Origin of the sequence: Neisseria sp. 27098_8_112, from assembly GCF_041433235.1 — a bacterium.
In the GTDB taxonomy this organism is placed as follows: domain Bacteria; phylum Pseudomonadota; class Gammaproteobacteria; order Burkholderiales; family Neisseriaceae; genus Neisseria.
Genome location: NZ_JAPWBB010000001.1, coordinates 148,169 through 170,410, shown reverse-complemented (window position 1 = coordinate 170,410; position 22,242 = coordinate 148,169). Strand labels below are relative to the sequence as shown.

24 protein-coding genes are annotated in these 22,242 nt (G+C 48.7%); 13 read left to right on the top strand and 11 right to left on the bottom strand.

Features of this window, described 5'->3' with window-relative positions; genetic code table 11:
- Positions 1 to 103 precede the first annotated feature (103 nt).
- Complete coding sequence (locus O3682_RS00775) at positions 104 to 796, bottom strand: VIT1/CCC1 transporter family protein (protein WP_371508021.1); 693 nt, start codon at positions 794 to 796, stop codon at positions 104 to 106.
- Between the two features lie 295 nt (positions 797 to 1,091).
- Between O3682_RS00775 and O3682_RS00770 the strand changes: the two genes are divergently transcribed.
- The 4 genes from O3682_RS00770 (at position 1,092) to O3682_RS00755 (ending at position 4,020) form a co-directional block, all read left to right on the top strand.
- On the top strand, positions 1,092 to 1,238 hold the full coding sequence (locus O3682_RS00770) for a hypothetical protein (RefSeq protein WP_003685706.1): 147 nt from the start codon (positions 1,092 to 1,094) through the stop codon (positions 1,236 to 1,238).
- Between the two features lie 192 nt (positions 1,239 to 1,430).
- Entirely contained in the window at positions 1,431 to 1,631 is a 201-nt protein-coding gene (locus O3682_RS00765; RefSeq protein WP_003746297.1) for a hypothetical protein, read from the top strand.
- A gap of 89 nt (positions 1,632 to 1,720) precedes the next feature.
- A complete protein-coding gene (gene aspA / locus O3682_RS00760) occupies positions 1,721 to 3,118 on the top strand; it encodes an aspartate ammonia-lyase (protein WP_371508020.1) in 1,398 nt (465 codons plus the stop codon).
- A 239-nt stretch (positions 3,119 to 3,357) separates the two neighbouring features.
- A complete protein-coding gene (locus tag O3682_RS00755; RefSeq protein ID WP_371508019.1) occupies positions 3,358 to 4,020 on the top strand; it encodes an NAD(P)H-dependent oxidoreductase in 663 nt (220 codons plus the stop codon).
- 178 nt (positions 4,021 to 4,198) lie between these two features.
- On the opposite strand, the gene O3682_RS00750 is transcribed toward O3682_RS00755, so the two are convergent.
- Together O3682_RS00750 and O3682_RS00745 are read right to left on the bottom strand one after the other, a co-directional pair.
- A complete protein-coding gene (locus tag O3682_RS00750; RefSeq protein WP_128581260.1) occupies positions 4,199 to 6,412 on the bottom strand; it encodes a FepA family TonB-dependent siderophore receptor in 2,214 nt (737 codons plus the stop codon).
- Between the two features lie 231 nt (positions 6,413 to 6,643).
- Positions 6,644 to 6,862: an HP1242/YdcH family protein gene (locus tag O3682_RS00745; protein WP_003685475.1), complete on the bottom strand. Its 219-nt coding sequence runs from the start codon at positions 6,860 to 6,862 to the stop codon at positions 6,644 to 6,646.
- A gap of 221 nt (positions 6,863 to 7,083) precedes the next feature.
- On the opposite strand from O3682_RS00745, the gene O3682_RS00740 reads away from it, so the two are divergent.
- Together O3682_RS00740 and glyA are read left to right on the top strand one after the other, a co-directional pair.
- A complete protein-coding gene (locus O3682_RS00740) occupies positions 7,084 to 7,458 on the top strand; it encodes a hypothetical protein (RefSeq protein WP_371508018.1) in 375 nt (124 codons plus the stop codon).
- 138 nt (positions 7,459 to 7,596) lie between these two features.
- Positions 7,597 to 8,847 carry a serine hydroxymethyltransferase gene (gene glyA, locus O3682_RS00735; protein WP_371508017.1) on the top strand — a complete coding sequence of 417 codons (1,251 nt, stop codon included), beginning with the start codon at positions 7,597 to 7,599 and terminating at the stop codon, positions 8,845 to 8,847.
- A 69-nt stretch (positions 8,848 to 8,916) separates the two neighbouring features.
- On the opposite strand, the gene cysN is transcribed toward glyA, so the two are convergent.
- Together cysN and yddG are read right to left on the bottom strand one after the other, a co-directional pair.
- Positions 8,917 to 10,227, bottom strand: coding sequence for a sulfate adenylyltransferase subunit CysN (gene cysN, locus O3682_RS00730; RefSeq protein ID WP_371508016.1), 1,311 nt, complete (start codon positions 10,225 to 10,227; stop codon positions 8,917 to 8,919).
- 129 nt (positions 10,228 to 10,356) lie between these two features.
- On the bottom strand, positions 10,357 to 11,271 hold the full coding sequence (gene yddG, locus O3682_RS00725) for an aromatic amino acid DMT transporter YddG (protein ID WP_371508015.1): 915 nt from the start codon (positions 11,269 to 11,271) through the stop codon (positions 10,357 to 10,359).
- Positions 11,272 to 11,450: 179 nt separating this feature from the next.
- Between yddG and O3682_RS00720 the strand changes: the two genes are divergently transcribed.
- From O3682_RS00720 to O3682_RS00695, 6 genes are all read left to right on the top strand, one after another.
- Positions 11,451 to 11,876 carry a MarR family winged helix-turn-helix transcriptional regulator gene (locus O3682_RS00720; RefSeq protein ID WP_003685715.1) on the top strand — a complete coding sequence of 142 codons (426 nt, stop codon included), beginning with the start codon at positions 11,451 to 11,453 and terminating at the stop codon, positions 11,874 to 11,876.
- A gap of 11 nt (positions 11,877 to 11,887) precedes the next feature.
- A complete protein-coding gene (locus O3682_RS00715) occupies positions 11,888 to 12,757 on the top strand; it encodes an ABC transporter six-transmembrane domain-containing protein (protein ID WP_371508014.1) in 870 nt (289 codons plus the stop codon).
- A 27-nt stretch (positions 12,758 to 12,784) separates the two neighbouring features.
- Positions 12,785 to 13,108: a DMT family transporter gene (locus O3682_RS00710; RefSeq protein ID WP_107723417.1), complete on the top strand. Its 324-nt coding sequence runs from the start codon at positions 12,785 to 12,787 to the stop codon at positions 13,106 to 13,108.
- A 190-nt stretch (positions 13,109 to 13,298) separates the two neighbouring features.
- On the top strand, positions 13,299 to 15,089 hold the full coding sequence (locus tag O3682_RS00705) for an assimilatory sulfite reductase (NADPH) flavoprotein subunit (RefSeq protein WP_371508013.1): 1,791 nt from the start codon (positions 13,299 to 13,301) through the stop codon (positions 15,087 to 15,089).
- A gap of 449 nt (positions 15,090 to 15,538) precedes the next feature.
- Positions 15,539 to 16,045, top strand: coding sequence for a hypothetical protein (locus O3682_RS00700; RefSeq protein ID WP_003685697.1), 507 nt, complete (start codon positions 15,539 to 15,541; stop codon positions 16,043 to 16,045).
- A 90-nt stretch (positions 16,046 to 16,135) separates the two neighbouring features.
- The gene (locus tag O3682_RS00695) at positions 16,136 to 16,738 is read left to right on the top strand and encodes a hypothetical protein (RefSeq protein WP_371508012.1); all 603 of its coding nucleotides are present in this window, start codon (positions 16,136 to 16,138) and stop codon (positions 16,736 to 16,738) included.
- Positions 16,739 to 16,790: 52 nt separating this feature from the next.
- On the opposite strand, the gene O3682_RS00690 is transcribed toward O3682_RS00695, so the two are convergent.
- From O3682_RS00690 to O3682_RS00665, 6 genes are all read right to left on the bottom strand, one after another.
- Entirely contained in the window at positions 16,791 to 17,222 is a 432-nt protein-coding gene (locus tag O3682_RS00690) for a hypothetical protein (RefSeq protein WP_039406457.1), read from the bottom strand.
- A 15-nt stretch (positions 17,223 to 17,237) separates the two neighbouring features.
- Complete coding sequence (locus O3682_RS00685; protein WP_371508123.1) at positions 17,238 to 17,642, bottom strand: CdiA family toxin C-terminal domain-containing protein; 405 nt, start codon at positions 17,640 to 17,642, stop codon at positions 17,238 to 17,240.
- Positions 17,643 to 17,901: 259 nt separating this feature from the next.
- Entirely contained in the window at positions 17,902 to 19,659 is a 1,758-nt protein-coding gene (gene cysI, locus O3682_RS00680; RefSeq protein ID WP_371508011.1) for an assimilatory sulfite reductase (NADPH) hemoprotein subunit, read from the bottom strand.
- 169 nt (positions 19,660 to 19,828) lie between these two features.
- Positions 19,829 to 20,362, bottom strand: coding sequence for an inorganic diphosphatase (locus O3682_RS00675; RefSeq protein WP_003678634.1), 534 nt, complete (start codon positions 20,360 to 20,362; stop codon positions 19,829 to 19,831).
- Between the two features lie 84 nt (positions 20,363 to 20,446).
- Positions 20,447 to 20,911: a dihydroneopterin triphosphate diphosphatase gene (nudB, locus tag O3682_RS00670; RefSeq protein ID WP_371508010.1), complete on the bottom strand. Its 465-nt coding sequence runs from the start codon at positions 20,909 to 20,911 to the stop codon at positions 20,447 to 20,449.
- A gap of 137 nt (positions 20,912 to 21,048) precedes the next feature.
- Positions 21,049 to 21,702: a metallophosphoesterase family protein gene (locus O3682_RS00665; protein WP_371508009.1), complete on the bottom strand. Its 654-nt coding sequence runs from the start codon at positions 21,700 to 21,702 to the stop codon at positions 21,049 to 21,051.
- A gap of 86 nt (positions 21,703 to 21,788) precedes the next feature.
- On the opposite strand from O3682_RS00665, the gene O3682_RS00660 reads away from it, so the two are divergent.
- On the top strand, positions 21,789 to 22,232 hold the full coding sequence (locus tag O3682_RS00660) for an RpiB/LacA/LacB family sugar-phosphate isomerase (RefSeq protein ID WP_371508008.1): 444 nt from the start codon (positions 21,789 to 21,791) through the stop codon (positions 22,230 to 22,232).
- The last annotated feature ends 10 nt before the right edge of the window (positions 22,233 to 22,242 follow it).

The window sequence follows — 22,242 nt, the reverse complement described above, 5'->3', positions numbered from 1 at the left end:
CAAGCACCATAGGCCGTCTGAAAAGTTTTCAGACGGCCTTTAGCGATCAAATCAATTTTCAATTTTACTGGATACAGGTTTAAAAGAATATAAGGCCCTACATTCAGACGGCCACGCCTGCCAGTTTTCCAATAAATCCGGTTATCACCAATGCCGCAACGCCCCACAGACACACGCGCAAAACAGCAGGAACGATAGGTGCCCCGCCGAGTTTGGCGGAGGCATAGCCCAGTCCGGCCAGTCCGCACAAAGTGGAAACTGCCAAGGCTGGAACAATGGCACTAGAAGCTGTCAATGCAACCAGTAAAGGCAAAATTGCGCCGGCACAAAATGAAGCGGCAGAAGCCAGCGCGGCCTGCATGGGTTGGGCGGCAGAGGCTTCGGTAATGCCGATTTCATCACGCGCGTGGGCGGCGAGTGCATCGTGTTCCATCAAGGCTTTGGCCACCTCTGCGGCGAGCGGGTCGGACAAACCGCGGCGGCGGTAAATTTCAGTCAGCTCTTCAAGTTCGGCATCAGGATTATTTGCCAATTCGTAGCATTCTTTGTGCAAATCGGCTTTTTCCGTATCCGATTGGCTGGACACGGAAACGTACTCCCCCGCCGCCATTGACACCGCGCCCCCGATAAGCGCCGAAACGCCCGTCAACAGCAGGGTTTGGAAATCAGGCGCGGCAGCGGCTACGCCCGTCAACAGCGAGGCAGTGGAAATCAGGCCGTCATTGGCACCCAATACGCTTGCCCGAAGCCAGTTGTTGCGGTCGCTGAAATGGCGTTCGCTGTGGTATGAATACATATATGCTCCGATAAATTGGCGGTTTCCAGATGATAACATTGTATTGTTTTTTGAAATCCATGTCAGTTTATCCCTTCAGATCAAGCATTCTTAAATCTTTCTGCTGCCATTCAAACCATAAAAACCAACACTCTTCTTTGGATTTTTTTCAGACGGCCTGAACGCTTTTACAAGCAAATTTATTGTTCCAAGTCATGGCATTATCACAAGGCAGTTTTGTGCTACTTGGTTTATCCGTTTAAAGATGCTATCTTTATGAATCTTTCCACTCCTCAATCCATTGAAAGGATGTATCATGGCCGAAGAAAACAAAATCAAAGTAAACGATTTGCCTGAAGATAAAAAAGAGCAAACCGAAGAAACCGAACTGCCCGTTATCAACAACGAAGAAAAACGCGGCGGTCACAGCGAAGGCGGTTGCTGCGGCGCATGCGGCGGCTAAATCTTCCCGACAAAGCCTCCGAGGCCGTCTGAAAAGTCTTACTTTTCAGACGGCCTTTTCCTTTCTAAACAATTACAGGTAAATCAATGAAAGGATGCGGGAGAAGAATTTAAACCCAACCGCGTTTGTGCTACATTCACATCTTTACAAACCACAACAATCTGCACACGCAGACACACAAGGAAGAAAAAAATGTTTTGGTATATCGTTGGTTTTTTCGCCTTCATCGTTTCCCTGCTTTCCCTTTGGGTCAATGCCAGCGCATTCGGCATGGAAGAGGATGGCACGCCGCAATCCGAATATGAAAAAATGTTGGGTTTGGGTGCGAAATTGAAAGATAAAGAGACAGCCGCAAAAGAGCGCGAAGCGGCGCGCTTTCACCCTGACGATTAAGCCTTACCGACTGGACAATCTTGCCAAACTGGGCTAATGTTCCAAACGCATAATGCACACCAACACAACTATACGAGAAGGTAAGAGAAATGACTGTACGAATCGAACACGATTTATTGGGCGACCGCGAGATCCCTACTGAAGTATATTGGGGCATCCATACTTTGCGCGCCATTGAAAACTTTAAAATTTCCACACAAAAAATTTCCGACGTACCGCAATTTGTCCGCAGCATGGTCATGGTTAAAAAAGCCACTGCGCAAGCCAACGGCGCATTGGGTGCCATCAAGCCGGAAATCGCGGCCGCCATCGAAAAAGCCTGCGATGAAGTATTGGTCAAAGGCCGCTGCCTCGACCAATTCCCGTCCGACGTTTATCAAGGCGGCGCCGGTACTTCGGTCAACATGAATACCAACGAAGTCATTGCCAACCTCGCATTGGAAGTCTTGGGACACGAAAAAGGCCACTACGACATCGTCAATCCGATGGACCATGTCAACGCCAGCCAATCCACCAACGACGCCTACCCTACCGGCTTCCGTCTTGCCGTGTATTACAGCATCGGCGAATTGCTCGACAAACTGGCCATCCTGAAAAACGCCTTTGCCACCAAAGCCGAAGAATTTAAAGACGTTTTGAAAATGGGCCGCACCCAGCTTCAAGATGCCGTGCCGATGACTGCCGGACAAGAGTTCCAATCTTTCCAAGTGTTGCTGGAAGAAGAAATCCTCAACCTCGACCGTACCCGCTCCCTGCTGCTTGAAGTCAACCTCGGCGCTACCGCCATCGGTACCGGCGTGAATACGCCTAAAGGCTATGCGGCTTTAGTCGTTGAGAAACTCTCCGAAGTCAGCGGCCTGCCTTGCAAACTGACTGAAAACCTGATCGAAGCGACCTCCGACTGCGGCGCATATGTAATGGTACACGGCGCATTGAAACGCACAGCCGTCAAACTGTCCAAAATCTGTAACGACTTGCGCCTGCTCTCTTCCGGTCCGCGCGCCGGTTTGAAAGAAATCAACCTGCCTGAATTGCAGGCCGGTTCTTCCATCATGCCTGCCAAAGTCAATCCCGTGATTCCCGAAGTCGTCAACCAAGTCTGCTTCAAAGTCATCGGCAACGACACCACCATCACTTTCGCAGCCGAAGCAGGTCAGTTGCAGCTGAACGTTATGGAGCCGGTCATCGCCCAATGTATGTTTGAAACCATTTCCCTCTTGGGCAATGCCGCGGTCAACCTGTCCGACAAATGCGTCAAAGGCATTACGGTCAACCGCGAAATCTGCGAACACTATGTCTTCAACTCCATCGGTTTGGTCACTTATCTGAACCCATACATCGGCCACCGCAATGGCGACTTGGTCGGCAAAATCTGCGCCCAAACCGGCAAAGGCGTGCGCGAAGTCGTATTGGAGCGCGGTCTGTTGAGCGAAGAAGAGCTCAACCGCATCCTCTCCCCAGAAAACCTGATTAATCCTCATCTGTAATCAGGATTTGAAATCAAAGGCCGTCTGAAACTTTAAACGTTTAAAGTTTCAGACGGCCTCTTCGTATTGATATTTATCGAATTTTTTTGCGAAATTCAGAATTAAAAGATAGCCTGACCGGCAGGTTTGATTTAACATGGTGTTGCCCCAGCCTGTTTCCTCATTAAGGTTATGCCGGTAATGATACCTCAAAAGGAACCGGATATTGGAATAACATCTTCATTTATTAGGAAAACCAGATGAATCAAATTACACGCGAACAAATGCTGCAAGTATTCGAAAATCGCTGCTCCACCCGTTATTACGATCCCAACAAAAAAATCAGCCAAGAAGATTTTGCAGCGATTTTAGAATTTGCCCGCCTCTCGCCCAGCTCTGTCGGCTCCGAGCCATGGAAATTCTTGGTGATTCAAAACAAAGCCCTGCGTGAGAAAATCAAGCCTTTCAGCTGGGGGATGCAATCCCAACTGGACGACTGCAGCCATCTGGTGATTATCCTTGCCAAGAAAAATGCCCGTTACGACACCCCTTTCTTCCGCAGTGTTGCCGAACGCAGGGGCCTGCAAGGAGAACAACTGGAAAAAGCATTGGCAAGATACAAAAGCTTCCAAGAAACCGACATTAAAATTGCCGACGACCAACGCGCACTCTTTGACTGGAGCGGCAAGCAGACCTATATTGCTTTGGCCAATATGCTCACAGGCGCAGCGGCCATCGGCATCGACTCCTGCCCAATCGAAGGCTTCAACTACGACAAAATGAACGAAGTATTGGCGGCAGAAGGCCTGTTTGATGCCAATGAATGGGGCGTATCCGTAGTGGCAACATTCGGCTATCGTGCCAAAGAAATCACCAAAAAATCACGCAAACCGATTGAAGAAATGGTGACTTGGGTCGAATAAGCAGTTTGTATTCTCAGGGCGGCAAATACCGCCCTTTTACTTTTCTAAAAAGAAAAGCAAATTCCGTAACAACAAATACTTCTAAATTTAAAATCAGAAGGCCGTCTGAAACCCTGTGTCAGAAATCCTAGATTTCATTTCACACCGTTTCAGACGGCCTGATTTAATACGCTTCTACTTAAAACGATACTTTCAAACTGCCGTAGAAGGCACGTCCATGCTCGTTGTAAGTTTGTGCGCCGGCAGTTGTGCGGTACAGTTTTTTGTCAAACAGATTGCTGATACCGCCACGGACGGCCACGCGTTTGTTCCAGTTGTAGCCTGCATTGATGCCCCAAATGCCGTAAGAGCCGACTTGCGTTTGGTTATGTTCGGAAGTTAAAGGCGTGATACCTGCACGTGGATTACCGTCTCGTTCCAGTCTATTAATCGCTACGCCACGCGGCTTGGTGCGGCCGTAATGGGTAAAGGTCAGGTTGGCATCAAAACGTTCGTTCGGCGTCCAAGACAATGTGCTGTTGATGGTATGTTTCGGCACCAAAGACAATGGATTGCCTTGATAATCTTCAGATTTGTGCATATAAGTGAAATTGTTGCTCCACTTGAGTGTGTCATGCAACGGAATCACCAAGTTACCTTCGATACCCGAAATAGTCGCTTTCGGCGTATTTTCCCATTGCAAAAGCCAGTTGCCGATATCGCTGGTGGCAATGATATTTTCACCAATCACGATTTTGTTGCGGTACGCATTATGGAAATAAGTCGCGGAAGCCTGCCAGCCGTTTTTGTTGAACTCAAGACCAATCTCTTTATTGATACTGGTTTCAGATTTCAAATTGCTGTTGCCCATGTAATAGCAACGGACTTTGTTCGGCGCATTGAGCGGACAGCCCTGACCGCGTGTGTACAGGATAAAGTCAGGATTGGTTTGATACAGGTTTGGCGCTTTGTACGCACGGGCAATACCGCCTTTGACCAACCAGTTTTCGCCGATTTGATGCGAGAAGTTCAAAGCCGGACTCCAGTTGCTGCCGCTATCGCTGTTGTGGTCGAAGCGGATGGCCGGAATCAGATGGGTTTTGTCGGTCAACGAAATATTGTCTTCAACGTAGGCAGCCCAGTTGCGTTGCGAAGCCTTGCCGCCGCGCGTTGCGGAGATACCGTTAAACACATCGGTTTTACCTTGGTCTTCAAATCCCTGAGTATTGGAGGCAGGATCGTCCAATTTGCTGTCAGTAAATTCTGCACCGACCGTCAATACATTATCGACTCCAAGTTTAAACGGAATATTCGCTTCGCTGCTGAGGCGCAGGTTTTTCAGACGGCTTTGAACAAAATCCAAGCCTGTATAGCTGCCTTCCGGACCGCCGGCCAAACCTTCAGGCAAGTGGCTGTTGACTGTACGCTCATAACTGATCACGTTTTTGGTATCGCCCCATTCCCATGCGCCATCATGAGTAAGCGAGAAAGCAGAACGATATAAGCGGGCGGTTTCAGCCTTAGAGTTAACCAGACCATTATATAGCGCTACTTTATCGCGTACTGGCGGATTGCTGTTTTGCGTATCGCCGTTGTAGATATTGCCCTGACGGCTGTAACTGCTGTCCAAAATCAGCGTTTGCGCTGGGCTGATTTTCCATTGCAGACGGCCTGCAATGTCCTTATTGCGTACGCCTTCGACACCGGCCGCGCTGTCATTGCCGTGTCCAGTATTAATATCGGCAGCATCTGCATCCGTTTTATTCAAATTGCCGTAAATGCGGAAGCCCAAAGTATCTTGGATAATTGGACCGCTCAAATTGAATCCGATACGGCGGGTTGCGCCCTCTTTGCTGTCTTGCGGCTGATTGGCGTAAAGATTGACTTGGCCTTTAAATTCCTTAGACACTTTTTTGGTAACAATATTGACCACGCCGCCCATCGCGCCGGAGCCGTAACGGGTCGCCGCCGGACCGCGCAAAACGGTAATGGATTCGATTTCTTCAACCGGTACCCAGTTGCTATCGCCACGCGTATTGCGTTCACCGCGCATACTGATACGTTCGGACTGGCGCGAATTAACCGGCTTGCCGTCAATCAGAATCAATGTGTTTTCAGGGCCCATACCGCGCAAGTCGATTTGGCGTTTGTTGCCACGCTGACCTGTTGCTGTATTGCCGGTCAGGTTGACACCCGGCATGGTGCGGACAAATTCGGAAATATCGTTGACGGCCGGACGCTTGTCGATATCGTCTTTAGAAATACGCGATACGCCAAGCGACTGTTGCAGTTGCTTCTCAGCAGTAACGTAAACGGTATCGACTTCAGCCTGTTCAACTGCTTTCTCTTCAGCTGCGTGTGAGAATGCGCTGATTAACGCCAAAGGCAAAATGGCGAGTGTGAATGTTTTCATTGCATTGTTTCTCTTGGTTTTGTTTGTTTAAAATCAAAATAAAAATTATTCGAGATTTTAAATAAACTTAACAGAGTTTTCAATGCAATTAAGAGTGATTTACAATTATTCGTTAAATTAAGCTAATAAAAATAACCAAATGCCTAATAATTAAAAAGGCCGTCTGAACCGGCATGAAAGGGAATCTGAGATTTCCATCATACCGTTCAGACGGCCTTATTCAATTTTTAATTATTTGCCTGCTGCTTTTTGCAGAAGAGCATACAATTCGTCTTTGAGTTTGAGTTTGGCTTTTTTCAGCTCTTCAATCTCTTCGGCACCGCTGGTAACAGGGTTGTTAACCAAACCGGTAATTTTATCGTCCAGCTCATTGTGCTCGTCAAACAAACGGGCAAAGTGTGCATCTTCTTGTTTCAGTTTAGAAATCAAATCGCGATATTCTGGAAACATTTTGTTTTCCTCTCTTGTTAATTAAATAAAAAAGTACTGCTGTCAAAAACTAGGACGAATCAATCTTTAGCTTCATTATAACAAACACGGGCGTTTTATCCAGTCTTTTTTAAGTCGAAACTGTTTTATGTCAAAATTAATAATATCAACATAAGTTAGTGCAAAAATAGAGAGAAACGGCTTTATAGACGGCTTGCCGACTTGGGCATACAATCGGGCTTATGCGTTTACACAATGGCCGAACCACCCTATTCCGTCATATCAACGGCATGGACGGACAATTTATCCTGCTTGAAAACCATCCTTCATGGATGCCGATCAATGATGCCGATTTCAACCATGCCGCGCCCCTGCCCGACGGTTTGGCCGTGCACGAAGAATCGTTTTATCCATTTGAAAAAATAAATGCTACTGAATCGGCAGACAATATCAAGATCTTCAGCGAAGAAGCCCTACGGCTGGAGAAAGAACGCTTAAATGCGGTAGCCTTGGTAGAACTGGCAAAAAATCTCAAAGCCGCCCAAGCCGAAGCCGATTTAGCCGCGCTTCTGGAAAAAATGGATTTTCATTTAAAACAAGATGATATTTTCAAATAAACCCTTCAATCTCAGGCCGTCTGAAACCAAACACCCGACACAATTGTTGACAATGCAAGAAAAATAGTTCATCTTGAACCAATTCGCAGCACTCCATCCCATATTTTCTTTTCAGCCCATCACAAAGGAATCGAGAACATGTTTTCAAAAAGCGTTACCCTCGCACAATATGACCCCGATTTGGCAGCAGCCATTGCCCAAGAAGACCAACGCCAGCAAGACCACGTCGAGCTGATCGCCTCTGAAAACTACGTCAGCTGTGCCGTTATGGAAGCCCAAGGTTCGCAATTGACCAACAAATACGCTGAAGGCTATCCTGGCAAACGCTACTACGGTGGCTGCGAATACGTTGATATTGTCGAACAATTGGCGATTGACCGCGCTAAAGAGTTGTTTGGCGCAGAATATGTCAATGTCCAACCGCACTCCGGCTCGCAAGCCAACCAAGCCGTATATGCTTCAGTTTTGAAACCGGGCGACACCATTTTGGGCATGTCTCTGGCACACGGCGGCCACTTGACCCATGGCGCAAGCGTTAACATCTCCGGCAAACTCTACAACGCCATTACTTATGGTTTGGATGAAAACGAAGTTCTCGATTATGCCGAAGTAGAACGCTTGGCGCTTGAACACAAACCTAAAATGATTGTGGCCGGTGCGTCTGCCTACGCGTTGCAAATCGACTGGGCAAAATTCCGCGAAATTGCCGATAAAGTCGGCGCATACCTCTTTGTCGATATGGCGCACTATGCCGGACTGATTGCCGGTGGCGAATATCTTAACCCGGTGCCATTCTGCGACTTCGTAACCACCACCACCCACAAAACCCTGCGCGGCCCTCGCGGCGGTGTGATTTTGTGCCGTGACAATACCCACGAAAAAGCGTTGAATTCCGCCATCTTCCCAAGCCTGCAAGGCGGTCCGTTGATGCACGTTATCGCTGCTAAAGCCGTAGCGTTTAAAGAAGCGTTGCAACCTGAGTTCAAACAATACGCGAAACAAGTAAAAATCAATGCTGCCGCTATGGCGGAAGAGTTAGTTAAACGCGGTTTGCGCATCGTTTCCGGCCGTACTGAAAGCCACGTTTTCCTCGTTGACCTGCAACCGATGAAAATCACCGGCAAAGCCGCCGAAGCCGCTTTGGGCAAAGCTCACATCACCGTCAACAAAAATGCCATCCCGAACGATCCGGAAAAACCATTCGTTACCTCCGGCATCCGCATCGGCTCCGCCGCCATGACCACACGCGGCTTTAACGAAGCCGACGCGCGCGTATTGGCAAACCTGGTTGCCGACGTATTGGCCAACCCTGAAGACGAAGCCAACCTCGCCAAAGTCCGCGAACAAGTGACTGCTTTGTGCGATAAATATCCGGTTTACGGCGCATAAGCATTTCGCCTTGGATAAAATAACAGGCCGTCTGAACAACAGACGGCCTTTTTTATTTCAACTTTTCTTTTAAATTTCAAAACTGTTTGTTTCGCTGACTTTGCGTATCATGCCTGCTGCGACAGTATGGTTGGTGGCTTCGTCAATCAAAATAAACGCGCCTTGGGCATGGTTGTCCTCGTATGCGGCAGCAGCAAGAGGCTGTTGGGTTTTGAAACTGACGCTGCCGATGTCGTTGAGCTTGAGCGTTTCGGCGGATTCGACGCGGCTGAGGGTGTTCACGTCCCAAACGTAGGCAATTTCGCTGATTTTTACGGGCGTGGTTTGGGTAGTGTGCTTCAGCAAATATTTACGGCGCAGATTGAGCGGAATATCGTCAAACCAGCAAAGCGCGGCTTGAAATTGTTGTTCGGGAACAATGGCACTGTCGGCTGAAACAATGCTGTTGCCGCGTGAAATATCGATGTCCGTATCCAAAACAACAGTCAACACTTCCCCTGCCTCGGCAGATTCGTTTTTACCGTTTGCATTATAGATCTCGGCAACCTTGGCAACATGGCCGCTGGGCAGGACTTTAACTTCATTGCCCACTTTCAGACGGCCCGCTTCCAATCTGCCTTGATAACCGCGGAAGTCGTCGCTGCTGCTGCCGTCTTGGCGCGCCACACGTTGTACGGGAAAATGCGTGGCTTGGTCGGCGGCGTTTTGACGGTTGACAGGCAGGCTTTCAAGCAAAGGTAGAAGCGGCAAACCTTGATACCACGGGGTTTGACTGCTTGCATTGACGATATTGTCGCCTTTTAACGCGCTGATGGGCAGGAAGTGGATTTGTGCTTTGAGGCCGATTTGTTCCGCCAGTTTGCGGTAGGCTTCGGTAATGGCTTGATATTTGACTTCGTCAAAGTCGAGCAGGTCGAGTTTGTTGACGGCGACGATGATGTTGGGGCAGCCCAAGAGTTTCAGAATCGCACTGTGGCGTTTGGTCTGCGGCAGAAGGACAGGTTCGTTGCCTGAAAAATCGACGCGTGTAGCATCAACCAAAACAATAGCAGCATCGGCAGTCGATGCGCCGGTAACCATATTACGCGTGTATTGCTCATGTCCCGGCGTATCGGCAATGATGAATTTGCGTTTGGGCGTGGCGAAATAACGGTAGGCCACGTCAATGGTAATGCCTTGTTCGCGCTCGGCGGCAAGGCCGTCTGTCAGGCTGGCGAAGTCGGGCGTTTCGCCGTTTTCAGCAGCGCGGTTGAGCTTGTCAAGCTGGTCGGTCAGTAAGGTTTTGCTGTCGTAGAGCAAGCGGCCGATGAGGGTGGATTTGCCATCATCGACACTGCCGGCGGTAATGAAGCGTAAAAGCGGAGCGGAAGCTGCGGTCATGATTCTTTCCCATTTCTCGTGATTTCTCAAACTGACTGCTACTTTAAACAGGCCGTCTGAAAATGGGAAAGAATGTTTGGTTGTTAAAAAAGCTGTTTTCGTTATATCGCAAAGCTATGGGATATTGCTTCACGCCCCCCGTTTTCTCCGGGTTGCCAACCAACACACAATCGATCCTAAACACACCATTCCCGCACCCTGCCAAAACGTCATGGACAAAGGCGCGCTAATCAAAAATGATGACACTACCGCTGACAATACGGGAATGAAATAAGATGCGCCTGCCAATACGGTCAGGTTGCCGCGTGAAATACCGATATTCCACACTGCATAGCCCAAGCCCATACAAGACGCGGCGGCAACGGCATAGCCGAACGATACGGAATCAAAACTCAACGTATCCGCGCCGCTGAGAAAATACTCTATCCACAACAGTATCGACACCAGCGCAAAGAAGAAGCCGACGCTGCTGCCTTCCGCTTTCACACGCGCCGTCAGCGTACAATATGCCGCCCAAAACACTGCGTCCGCAAATGCCATGATGTAGCCGCCGGGATTGGTGCGGACATTGTGGTAGATGCCGGAAATCGACAAGCCGACATCGCCGCCCAATACAGTGGCAATCCCTAAAAACGACAGCACAAAGCCGATGACTATCCACCATTTTGACGGCTGTTTGTTGAAATATACCGCTCCGACGATGGTAAACGTCGGCCACAAATAATTGACCATGCCGATTTCCACCGCCTGTCTCGCGTTTTGCGCAAAACCGACCGATAGCGACAAACACAGTTCGCAGCCGACAAAAAACACGCTTGCCCAAAACAAATAGCTGCGGTTGTAATTGCGCAAATGCGGCCGGCCGAAAATCAGCCAAATCAATACGGTAGACAGGGTGTACATCATTGCCGCGCCGCCCACTGCCCCCATATGCAGGCTCAAAGAGCGTATCAGAGAAATGACAAAGCTCCACAAAGCAACGGCAAGCAGCCCGATGGCAGTAGCTTGTTTGGAGGAGATGTTTTGAGATAAGAAATGAATCATGGCGTATGTGTTGAAGATGTTATTAGGTTTATCGTAGTTTGAAAATATCGTTTCTACATTAATTATTTTAACGGTTTCAAGGCCGTCTGAAAATGATTGTTTCAGACGGCCTTCTATTTGCAATTAGTCCTAAACATGACTATAATCCGCATCCAATTAGTCAATATTGAGACCAATTTATGAATCAGCTCGACCAACTCGGTATGCGCATCAGCCACATAGACAGCGCATTTGACCAATGGATTAAACAGCAAAACACCAACTACAATACCTTCGCCGTTCTCTACACCTTAGCCACCGAAGGCAGCCGCACTCAAAAATACATAGGCGAAGAATGGAGCCTGCCCAAGCAAACCGTTTCCGGCACATGCAAAACACTGGCGGAACAAGGCTTGCTGACATTTCACGAAAGCGAACAAGACAAACGCGAACGTTTATTGTCGCTGACCGAGCAAGGCAAGGAATCCGCTGCACCATTGGTGCAAAACATGCAGGAATTCAGCAAACGAATTTTTACCGCCTTCGGTGAAAAACGTGCAGCCCGACTGTTTGCCGATTTGGACGCGTTGGCCGAATTAATGGCGCAAACCCTCAATACTAAATAAGGAGGGCAACCATGTGGAAAATGTTGAAACACATCGGTCAAACACACCGCCGCAAACTCATCACAACATTCTCTCTCGTCGGCTTGGATAATCTGCTCTTGCTGGTATATCCCGTGTTTGGCGGCTGGGCGATTAATGCCGTTATGGAAGGCAACGTCTGGCAGGCAATGTTGTATGGTGTGGTGGTTTTATTAATGTGGATAATCGGCGCCGCCCGAAGGATAGCTGATACGCGCACATTTACCAAAATCTATACTGAAATAGCCGTTCCGGTCGTCTTGGAACAGCGCAAACAAGAAGTACCGCATTCCGCCATTACCGCACGCGTCACCCTATCGCGTGAGTTTGTCAGTTTTTTTGAAGAACACCTGCCCATCGCTGCTACTTCGCTGGTCTCCATCTTCGGTGCATGTATGATGTTGCTGATACTGGAATTTTGGGTGGGTGTATTGGCTGTCGCGATACTTGCCCTGTTTTTATGGTTGCTGCAGCGTTTTGCCGCCATCAGCGAAAATCTATATTTCCGTTTAAACAACCGGCTTGAACGCGACAACTACCTTATCCGCGACGGCAACGAGCATCAGCTCTACCGCCACTATGGCTGGGTTGCCAAACTACGCGTGCTGATTTCCAACCGCGAAGCCTTAGGCTATCTCAGTATCGGCATGGCAATGAGCGTATTGTTCGGCTTCGCCTTTATACACATGACGCTTAAAGGCTATGGCAGCGCCGGCCATATCTATTCCGTCAGCACTTATTTATGGATGTTTGCAATGAGCTTAGACGATGTACCGCGCTTGGTCGAACAATACTCCAATCTAAAAGATATCGGACAACGCGTTGAACTCTTGGAAGAAAACAATCTTTCCAAGGCCGTCTGAAACCTTAACACACTATCAGGATATATTATGAGTTGGTTTTATTTAATCTTAGCCGGTATGCTGGAAATCGGCTGGCCATTAGGCTTGAAGCTGGCACAACAGGAAGGCTACCGCTGGCATGGCTTTGCCGCCGCGCTTGCCTGCATCATCGGCAGCGGATACTTCCTTTACCTTGCCCAAAAAAGTATTCCGATGGGTACAGCCTACGCCGTCTGGACAGGCATAGGCGCGGCGGGGGCTTTTTTGGTAGGCGTTGTATTTTTCAACGATGCTGCCAACTTCGGCCGCTGGCTTGGCGCATTTCTCATCATCTCCGGCGTCGTAGTGATGAAACTCTCCAGCGGAAACTGAAAATCTCGTTTCTATCCAATCCAAGGCCGTCTGAACGAGCATGTTCAGACGGCCTAATACCTTCCCGAATATAACGAAATCATCTTAAATTAAAACCAAGCATTCTTTCCTTTTTTCAGACGGCCTGTTTAAAGTGGCGACTGTCCATTACTCAAACAATCGGTTATAGCCGTCCAACAAAGGAATCCAAATGAGCCAAGCCAATCCGCTTCCACCCGAACTCTCCGTCCAACTCTCCACACTATCCCCCACCCAACTTGCCTGGCTCTCCGGCTATTGCTGGGCAAAAAGCCAAGGCATATCCGGTATAGCAGCCGAACCATCTGTCCTGCAAACAGCCACTTCGACAGTCAACCGCCGCGTATTAGTCCTCTCCGCCTCACAAACCGGCAATGCCCGCAGCGTTGCCGAATCCTTACACGCCAAACTTCAAGCCGCCGGCGTAGAAGCCCGCCTCAGCAGCGCAGGCGATTTCAAAAGCAAAACCCTGCCCGACGAAGACATCGTCCTTTTAGTTACCTCCACCCAAGGCGAAGGCGAACCGCCCGAAGAAGCCCTACCCTTGTACAAATTCATCTACGGCAAAAAGAAACCTGATCTCAGCAAACTCACCTTTGCCGTCTTGGGCCTTGGCGATTCCTCCTATCCCAACTTCTGCCAAGCAGGCAAAGACTTTGATGCCAAATTTGCCGAACTGGGCGCAGGCCGTCTGAACGACTTGGGCATTTGCGACTTAGAATTCCAAGCCGATGCCGACGCATGGATTGCCGCCGTCGTACCCAAAGTAGCCGAGTTAACCGCCCAAGCAGCAAGCCCAAGTACAACCGCTGCACCAAACGGCTCAGCCACACCAAGCAACGATGCCGTCTACACCAAAGAAAGCCCCTACACAGCCACCCTATCCGTGCGCCAAAAAATCACCTCGCGCGACGCAGAAAAAGACGTCGAACACATCGAAATCGACCTCAGCGACTCAGGTCTGCATTATCAGGCAGGCGACGCACTCGGCATATGGCCGCTGAATGCCGCCGACCTCGTTCAAGAAATCCTCGACCTCAACCAACTGAACGGCAACGAAACCGTCCAACTTTCAGACGGCCGCGAAACCGACATCCGCACCGCCCTGACCGAATCCGCAGACATCACCCAAAACACACCGGCATTCGTCCAACAATACGCCGAATTAATAAACAACGAGGAACTCAAAACCATAGTTGCAGATAAAGCCCAACTGGATGCCTACCTCGCCGCCACACCGCCCGTCGGCGTATTTGCCGCCCATCCACACCCACTGGATGCACAAACCCTATACAGCCTCTTCCGCCCACAAACCCCGCGCCTCTATTCCATCGCCTCCGCACAAGACGAAGTCGGCGAAGAAGTCCACCTTACCGTAGGCGTCGTCCGTTTCAACCACCACGACCACACCTACACCGGCGCAGCATCCGGCTACTTGGGCGAACGCCTCGAAGAAGGTAGCGAAATCCGCGTCTTTGTCGAACCCAACCCCAACTTCCGCCTGCCCCAAAACGGCGATACCCCCATCATCATGATCGGCGCAGGCGCAGGCGTCGCCCCCTTCCGCTCCTTTATGCAACAACGCGCAGCCAATGGCGACAGCGGTAAAAACTGGCTCTTCTTCGGCAACCAACGCCTGGCTGACGACTTCCTCTACCAACTCGAATGGAGCGAATGGCGCAAAGACGGCCTCCTCACCCGTGCCGACCTCGCATGGAGCCGACAAGGCGAACACAAAGTCTATGTCCAACACAAAATCGCCGAACGCACCGCCGAAGTTTGGAACTGGCTGCAACAAGGCGCACACATCTACGTCTGCGGCGACGCCGCACGCATGGCACGCGATGTCGAAAACGCCCTGATCGAAGTCATCGAAACCCAAGGCAAACTCAGCCGCGACGAAGCCGACGACTACCTCAACGACTTGCGCGAAGACAAACGCTACCAACGCGACGTTTATTGATTGGATAAACAAAAATAAAGGCCGTCTGAAAGCTGAATTTCAGACGGCTTTTTTAAAGAGCCTGCTCGGATTGTTATCAATTCACTCGGTTTTGCATTATAATTGTGCAAATTTGACTCACTCGAAAGAAAATAAATTAGAAGGATTACAACAACTTGTAGATTTATTGGTGGGTTTTGTCGATTGGATATTGAAATTACTGGCATTCTTGTTTTAAACTACGTTCCATTCTTTTATACATTAAAGACGTATTTTCATCATGCAAACCGCGCAACGCTCTGCTACTTTCTTCTATTGGTACCACACAAACGTGCGGTACTTTTTTGCGCTTGTCTGAAACAGACCAAATTGAAAATACGCAAATTAGAGCCGCCTCATTTGAGCGGCTTTTTTTATACCCACCATGGCCGCTTAAATCCACCCATTTTTAAGAAATAAGGAATACAGCCATGACTGCCTCAACTAAAATCCACAGCCAAACACAAATGTTACACACCTGCCGCATGGTCGTTGACAGCAACAGCCACCACAGCATGCTCAACATGCACACTTTGCCTGATTCGCCTGACAGCCTCATCAGCGAAGCCTTGATTCCGCAAGTGCGCACCATCGCGACTTTGATTGCCGCAGAGCGCCACGACTTTAATCAAAGCAGCCCCAACGTTTTTACTGATGAAGCGGATTTCTTCGCAGCGCGTATTTTGGTTCTAGGCGTACGCCGTTTCCATTTGGATATTACCCTGCTACCTATGCTCAAAACCGCCAACAAACGCGCCGAAGCTTTCGCCAAACGCCATCACATGCCCTTCTCTCCCGCTGAAATGCAAATGTCCCTGCACACCCGCCGCCCTGCCAACCTACTGATTATCGAAACCGAACACGAAATGCCTGCACTGGGCAATCTGGCTGCTAACAGCCGTGCATTTGCAGCGCAACTTTCCAATATTATTTTGTAAAACCACTTGAAAAACAGGGAAATGGTTTAATATTAGGCAAACACACTCCGCCGAAATCTCGGCAAAGACAAACTTCTCTCAGGAAAAACAATGAAAAAACTGATTGCCTTAGCCGCCCTTTCCACTTTTGCCCTCGCTGCCTGCAAAGACAATACCCAAGCGCAGCTTGAGCAACAACAAAAACAAATCGAAGCATTGCAACAACAGTTGGCACAACAAAACGGCCAACAAGAAGACAATACGGTTTACCAGCTCACGCCTGAAGCCGTGAAAGACACCATTCCTGCCGAAGCACAAGCCAACGGCAACAACGGCCAACCGGTAACCGGTACAGACGGCCAACAATACATCTACGACCAATCCACCGGCAGCTGGCTGCTGCAAAGCTTGGTGGGTGCGGCAGCCGGTGCATTTATCGGCAACGCATTGGCGAACAAATTCACACAAGCAAGCAATCAAAACAGCCCGATTGCCCGTCAAGCCCGTACCAACTATTATCAAACCGCACGTCCAAACGGACGCACCAGCCAACAGCTGAATACGCGTACCCTGCGTGCCCAACAGCAAAATGCGCAACAACAAAATGCGCAACAACAAAACGCTCAACAGCAACAGCGTTACCGCGAAACCGCGCGCCAGCCTTCCAACTACCGCCGCCCAAGCATGGGTCGGGGCTTTGGCCGCCGTCGCTGATTCGGTTTATATTCCATCTTTCGTGCTGAAGCACACACCTTACGCATGGATTTTAGGTTTCATGCAGGCTACAGTTTGTTTGAGAATATGTTTTTTGTATTTCTTTACACTTTTTTTGATATTCAGGGTGAGCTATTAAGAAATCAGATATTGCAATATTAAAGTAATGATATGCTAAATTAATAGGTATAATTAATTCTTCAGGATTGAAATCATCTCCAACTGAAAAATAAATAGAAGGAGCTTTATCAATATACTCAAATCCATTTACCTCTTCATAATCTCCAATCCATCTGGTAGCATCTATTTTTTCATATTGAGCACCTATTACTCCAAAATGTCCGGTAGTTGTAATATTTTTAAAACACTCTAAAAGCGTATCTTTAGTTTCAAATTGGTAAATTGTTTCAAAAAAAATCGAAATAACAAAATGGTTGTTATTTATAGATTTTTTCTTTAAGTTTAGAAAAATATTATTTTTCATAATTTTTCCTTTAAATTATTCTGGGTGAATGTTTGTAATTCTTCCTGTATTTACATCAAAATATGATCTAAATTTGATTCCGTCAAAGGTTTCTGAGAATTGAATGACATTTTTTCTTTCCAATATTGATTTAGTTCTTTCATTTTGAGCAATTTTAGAGGCTTTTGAATATCCTTGTGAAGCAGCTTTTTGAGCCATTTGAAGTATTTTATCATCAGAAAATTTTTTAGGATCATAAACAGTTTTTATACTTGAAATTTCCTTAAATCCACCATCAGGTTTACCTGTCCTGTCTAGTGTAGGAATCTCATATTTAATTCGGGTAATGCCTTCAATATCAGTTTGGGTTTCAGATTTTACGCGTCCTCCTCGTGAATTTAGTTCTGCCATAAAATTGGTGCGGTTATGGGCTCCTTTAATGCCCTGTTTTTGACTAAAACCATCAGCATTTGCCAGATGTCTTTTTAGGTTTGTATCGAAACTGATGCCTTCCGGGTATTTGACATTAGTAATAGGTGTATTTTGTTTTACAAACCCTCTTGGTATTGGAATGAATCTAGGATTAACTCCTGGATATAAACGCTCCCAATATAAAAGGCCGTCTGAAAATCAGATTTTCAGACGGCCTTTGGTTTTCTCTATTTTCTTATTGCAGACTTGTCAGGTCTGTTTGTATGCGTTATGCCCAAAAGTCTCGCGGAGCGTCCAATACAGGTTTGACGATGCCGGTACGGATGGCGAAATCGCCAAAACCTTCCTCATCCAAACGGTTTCGAGACCAATCTGCCACCCAACCTTCAACAATTTCGAGGATTTCAGGTTCAGTAATGTTTTCTTTAAACAGGCGCGGGATGCGGGTGCCTTCGCGGTTGCCGCCTGCGTAAAGGTTGTAGCGGCCGACAGCTTTGCCGACCAAACCGATTTCCGCCAGCATGGCGCGGCCGCAACCGTTGGGACAACCAGTTACGCGCAAAACGATGTATTCGTCTTCCAAGCCATATTTAGCGAACATTGCGTCGATTTTATCGGAGAATGTCGGCAGGAAACGTTCCGCCTCCGCCATTGCCAGCGGACAGGTCGGCAAGGCAACGCAGGCCATCGAGTTCTCACGCTGGATGGTAATCGATTTGCTGATAAGGCCATGATCTTTGGCAATTTTATCAACCATGCCTTTCAATTCGGGCGGTACATTGGCAACCACCAGATTTTGGTTGGCCGTCAGACGGAAGTCGCCGGGATGGATTTTAGCAATTTCGCGGATACCTGTTTTCAACGGCCTGCCGGGATAATCGAGCAGGCGGCCGTTTTCAATAAACAAAGTCAAATGCCAGTTGCCTTCATGCCCTTGTACCCAGCCGATATGGTCGCCGCGATGGGTAAACTCGTAAGGGCGGATGGGCTCAAACTTAATGCCCATGCGTCTTTCGACTTCTTCTTTGAACACATCCACACCGACGCGTTGCAGCGTATAGCGTGTACGCGCTGCTTTACGGTCGCTGCGGTTGCCCCAGTCGCGCTGTGTGCTGACGACGGCTTCGGCGGCGTTGAGGGTGTATTCCAGCGGAACGAAACCAAATTCGTAAGAAGTGTTCGGATAAGTTTTGGTATTACCGTGTTCGCTGGATAAACCGCCGCCGACCAATACATTGAAGCCCACCAACTTGCCGTTTTCTGCAATCGCCACAAAACCCAAATCGTTGGAATGAATGTCCACATCATTGTCGGGCGGAATTACGACGGCAGTTTTGAATTTGCGCGGCAAATAGGTTTTACCCAAAATCGGCTCTACGTCGTCGGCAATTTCTTTATTGCGCGGCTCGGTCGGCTCGGTTGTAAACACTTTTTCACCGTCCAGCCATACATCGGCATATGCCATGGTGCGCGGCAGAAGGTGCATACTGATGCGCGCCGCCCATTCATAGGCTTCTTGGTGCAACATACTTTGCACCGGATTGCTGGTGCACAACACATTGCGGTTGACATCGCTGGCTGTGGCAATGGAATCCAAACCAAGTTTGTGCAATACCTGATGTGCCTGTTTTAGATCGGTTTTCAGAATGCCGTGGTATTGGAAAGTTTGACGGTTAGTCAGGCGGATAGAGCCGTAAATCGTATTTTCACCGGCAAATTTGTCGATACCCAGCCACTGCTTCGGCGTAATGATGCCGCCGGGCAAACGGCAACGCAACATCATGTTTTTTAAAGGCTCAAGTTTTTGTTCGGTACGCTCGGCACGAATATCGCGGTTGTCCTGTTCGTACATGCCGTGGAAGCGGATAAGCTGAAAGTTGTCGGCAGTAAAGCCGCCGGTAAAGTCGTCTTTCAACTCTTCCTTAATCGTACCGTGTAGATAATCGCTGCGCTCTTTCAAGGCTTCGTTGCCGGACAAAGGCGTCTCAGGCAGCTTGGCGCGTGGGTCGGTTGTGGTAGCAGTCATTGAAGCACTCCTTATTTTTGGTATAGGCGTTACTTTAATGAGGCCGTCTGAAAATGAGAAAGAATGGTTTGTTTGTTTTAAAGACGATTTTGTTATATTGGTTTGAAACATAAAAAGGCCGTCTGAACTTTGCTTTCAGACGGCCTTGATATTGGATGGGACAAACCGATTAAGCTTGTTTGTTCCAACGTTCGATAGATTCTTTGATAACTTGTTTCGCTTCTTCTACATCACCCCAAGATTCAACTTTAGTGGTACCTGCTTTTTTCAGGTCTTTGTAGTGGTTGAAGTGGAACTCGATTTGTTTGATCAGTTGTTGCGGCAAATCGGCCAAAGTTTTGTAGGCGTTGCCGTTGTTGCGGTCGTCGGCCGGAACGCAGACGATTTTGTCGTCCACTTCGCCGTCGTCAACGAATTTCATCACGCCGATAACGCGTGCTTCCAAGAAAATACCAGTTGCCAAAGGCTGCTCGGTAACCAGCAATACGTCCAATTCGTCGCCGTCTTCGTCCAAAGTTTGCGGAATGAAGCCGTAGTTGGTCGGTTTGGCGAAAATTGCCGGTTCAACGCGGTCGAGTTGGAAAGCGGCCAGTTTGCGGTTCCACTCGATTTTGTGGTTGCTGCCTGCTGGGATTTCGTTGACAACGTTAATGATGCCGCCGTCCACGTCGCCCGGGGTCAGGATTTTATTGAAGTCTGCCATGATGGTTTCCTTTGATTTTAAAGAGAGTCAAACGGCGAAAGTATAGCAAACCCAAGGCCGTCTGAAAATGTGAAACTGTCGTATTCAGACGGCCTTTTTGGCATTCAGCCTTTTGACCAATTCTAAAATTGCGCGTTTATTGGAAGGAGAAAACACTTTTTCCGCCGCTTCTTCCGCACCAAACCAACCGTAGGCAACGTGTTCGTCCGGTTGCAGGACGATGGGCGTATCGCGCGGAATTTGGGCGGAGAAGATGTGTTCGCGGTTTTCAAAAACGCCTTTGGGATAGCGATGGCGCCAGTGATGATAGATTTCATAAACGGTGCTGTCGTGCCAGTTTTCCAGCTGTCCTTCTGCAAGGCGGATACCGGTTTCTTCCCACACTTCGCGCCATGCGGTTTCTTCGATACGCTCGCCTTCTTCCAAGCTGCCGGTAACCGACTGCCAAAAACCTTGCGGCGCCGTGCGTTCAATCAGCAGGATATTGCCGTCTTTATCATACAAGACGACCAAAGCGGAAACGGGATACTTCAAAGGCTTACCGCTCATGACTTGTCCTTGCCGATTTGGTTGGGGAGGCTGATTTTTTGTAGTAAGTAAGCCAAAAGGTTTTCCATGTATCACTCAAAAATGGGAAATTGATATTCAGACGGCCTTTGCCGGAAATCCGCAAAGGCCGTCTGAAATTATACCTGATTTAACTGCGCCAGTTTCCGAGACACCAGCTCAGCCGCTTCTTCCGGCGAGTTGGCCTTCACCCCTGCTTCGCCAAAATACGAAATTTTAGGCAAACCACACAAAAACTTATCGACATCTTGCGCCGTCAAAAAGCGGCCGTGCAAATCGAATCCGACATTTAAAGCACGCCCTTTGATTTCCGCCACCCTGTCATGCAAATGGCCGTATAAGTGATACCAGCCCTGATAGCAACCGTCCCACTCCTGAATCGGATAGTGAAAGAGAACCAGCGTATTCTTAATTTCCGGCAATTTGAGCTTCAAATACGGCCGTATGGACGACAGCAGCGGATGGCCGTCATGCTTGGTTTGGCTGCGGAAAAAATCAGCATGCTGCCGAATCACATGATCATGATTGCCGTAAATCAAGTGATGCTGCCCGTTCAAACGCGACAAAACGCGCTCTATCTGCTTATGGTCTTGGGCAAAGGAAAAATCGCCCAAGTTGTACACCGTATCTTCAGGCGTAACGGTTTCATTCCATGTTTGGATTAAAAATTCATCCATTTCTTCCACATTGTCGAACGGTCGAAATTGCGGGCAGAATTTGGCGATGTTTTTATGTGAAAAATGTAGGTCTGATGTAAAGTAGGTTTTGCTCATGCCGTGCTCTCTGCGTTGCAAGCTTGAATCGTATCACGCGCGGGCGTATGCTGAGGAATGTTTATTGTATGCTTCAAGGAGTTTTTATGCGTTTGGTTATTGCCGCGCCGGCCAACGGCGCAATATTGAAAGGTGCGCTCAAAGCGCATCTGCAAAACGACCCGCGCGTCAACAGCTTGGTCGATTTATCCTCGCCCGGAGGGACCTATCCGCAACTCTCGTTTGCCGCGGCCGAAGAAGTAGCGGCAGGACGCGCCGACCGTGCGCTGTTGATTTGCGGCACCGGCGTGGGCACGGCAATCGCCGCCAATAAGGTGCGCGGCATACGGGCGGCGACAGCGCACGATTTGCTCACGCTCCGCGGATCGGTGGAAAACTATGATGCACAGGTTTTATGTATGGGGCAAAACGTCATTGCCGCCCCGGCCGCTTGGGCATTGGTCGATATCTGGTTGGATTTGCGCCACGACACAAACAGCGGCTATGCACCTAAAGTCGGCGAAATCGAAGCGTACGAGCGCGGAAAATAAATACGCGTTT

What these genes read in the sequence shown, in the direction of transcription:
- O3682_RS00750 (WP_128581260.1), bottom strand. Translation starts at nt 6,412, where the DNA reads ATGAAAACATTCACACTCGCCATTTTGCCTTTGGCGTTAATCAGCGCA.
- O3682_RS00665 (WP_371508009.1), bottom strand. Translation starts at nt 21,702, where the DNA reads ATGAGCAAAACCTACTTTACATCAGACCTACATTTTTCACATAAAAAC.
- cysI (WP_371508011.1), bottom strand. Translation starts at nt 19,659, where the DNA reads ATGACTGCTACCACAACCGACCCACGCGCCAAGCTGCCTGAGACGCCT.
- O3682_RS00765 (WP_003746297.1), top strand. Translation starts at nt 1,431, where the DNA reads ATGTTTTGGTATATCGTTGGTTTTTTCGCCTTCATCGTTTCCCTGCTT.
- O3682_RS00715 (WP_371508014.1), top strand. Translation starts at nt 11,888, where the DNA reads ATGTGGAAAATGTTGAAACACATCGGTCAAACACACCGCCGCAAACTC.
- O3682_RS00690 (WP_039406457.1), bottom strand. Translation starts at nt 17,222, where the DNA reads ATGAAAAATAATATTTTTCTAAACTTAAAGAAAAAATCTATAAATAAC.
- O3682_RS00745 (WP_003685475.1), bottom strand. Translation starts at nt 6,862, where the DNA reads ATGTTTCCAGAATATCGCGATTTGATTTCTAAACTGAAACAAGAAGAT.
- glyA (WP_371508017.1), top strand. Translation starts at nt 7,597, where the DNA reads ATGTTTTCAAAAAGCGTTACCCTCGCACAATATGACCCCGATTTGGCA.
- O3682_RS00755 (WP_371508019.1), top strand. Translation starts at nt 3,358, where the DNA reads ATGAATCAAATTACACGCGAACAAATGCTGCAAGTATTCGAAAATCGC.
- nudB (WP_371508010.1), bottom strand. Translation starts at nt 20,911, where the DNA reads ATGAGCGGTAAGCCTTTGAAGTATCCCGTTTCCGCTTTGGTCGTCTTG.
- O3682_RS00705 (WP_371508013.1), top strand. Translation starts at nt 13,299, where the DNA reads ATGAGCCAAGCCAATCCGCTTCCACCCGAACTCTCCGTCCAACTCTCC.
- aspA (WP_371508020.1), top strand. Translation starts at nt 1,721, where the DNA reads ATGACTGTACGAATCGAACACGATTTATTGGGCGACCGCGAGATCCCT.
- O3682_RS00675 (WP_003678634.1), bottom strand. Translation starts at nt 20,362, where the DNA reads ATGGCAGACTTCAATAAAATCCTGACCCCGGGCGACGTGGACGGCGGC.
- cysN (WP_371508016.1), bottom strand. Translation starts at nt 10,227, where the DNA reads ATGACCGCAGCTTCCGCTCCGCTTTTACGCTTCATTACCGCCGGCAGT.
- O3682_RS00660 (WP_371508008.1), top strand. Translation starts at nt 21,789, where the DNA reads ATGCGTTTGGTTATTGCCGCGCCGGCCAACGGCGCAATATTGAAAGGT.
- O3682_RS00770 (WP_003685706.1), top strand. Translation starts at nt 1,092, where the DNA reads ATGGCCGAAGAAAACAAAATCAAAGTAAACGATTTGCCTGAAGATAAA.
- O3682_RS00700 (WP_003685697.1), top strand. Translation starts at nt 15,539, where the DNA reads ATGACTGCCTCAACTAAAATCCACAGCCAAACACAAATGTTACACACC.
- O3682_RS00775 (WP_371508021.1), bottom strand. Translation starts at nt 796, where the DNA reads ATGTATTCATACCACAGCGAACGCCATTTCAGCGACCGCAACAACTGG.
- O3682_RS00695 (WP_371508012.1), top strand. Translation starts at nt 16,136, where the DNA reads ATGAAAAAACTGATTGCCTTAGCCGCCCTTTCCACTTTTGCCCTCGCT.
- O3682_RS00740 (WP_371508018.1), top strand. Translation starts at nt 7,084, where the DNA reads ATGCGTTTACACAATGGCCGAACCACCCTATTCCGTCATATCAACGGC.
- yddG (WP_371508015.1), bottom strand. Translation starts at nt 11,271, where the DNA reads ATGATTCATTTCTTATCTCAAAACATCTCCTCCAAACAAGCTACTGCC.
- O3682_RS00710 (WP_107723417.1), top strand. Translation starts at nt 12,785, where the DNA reads ATGAGTTGGTTTTATTTAATCTTAGCCGGTATGCTGGAAATCGGCTGG.
- O3682_RS00720 (WP_003685715.1), top strand. Translation starts at nt 11,451, where the DNA reads ATGAATCAGCTCGACCAACTCGGTATGCGCATCAGCCACATAGACAGC.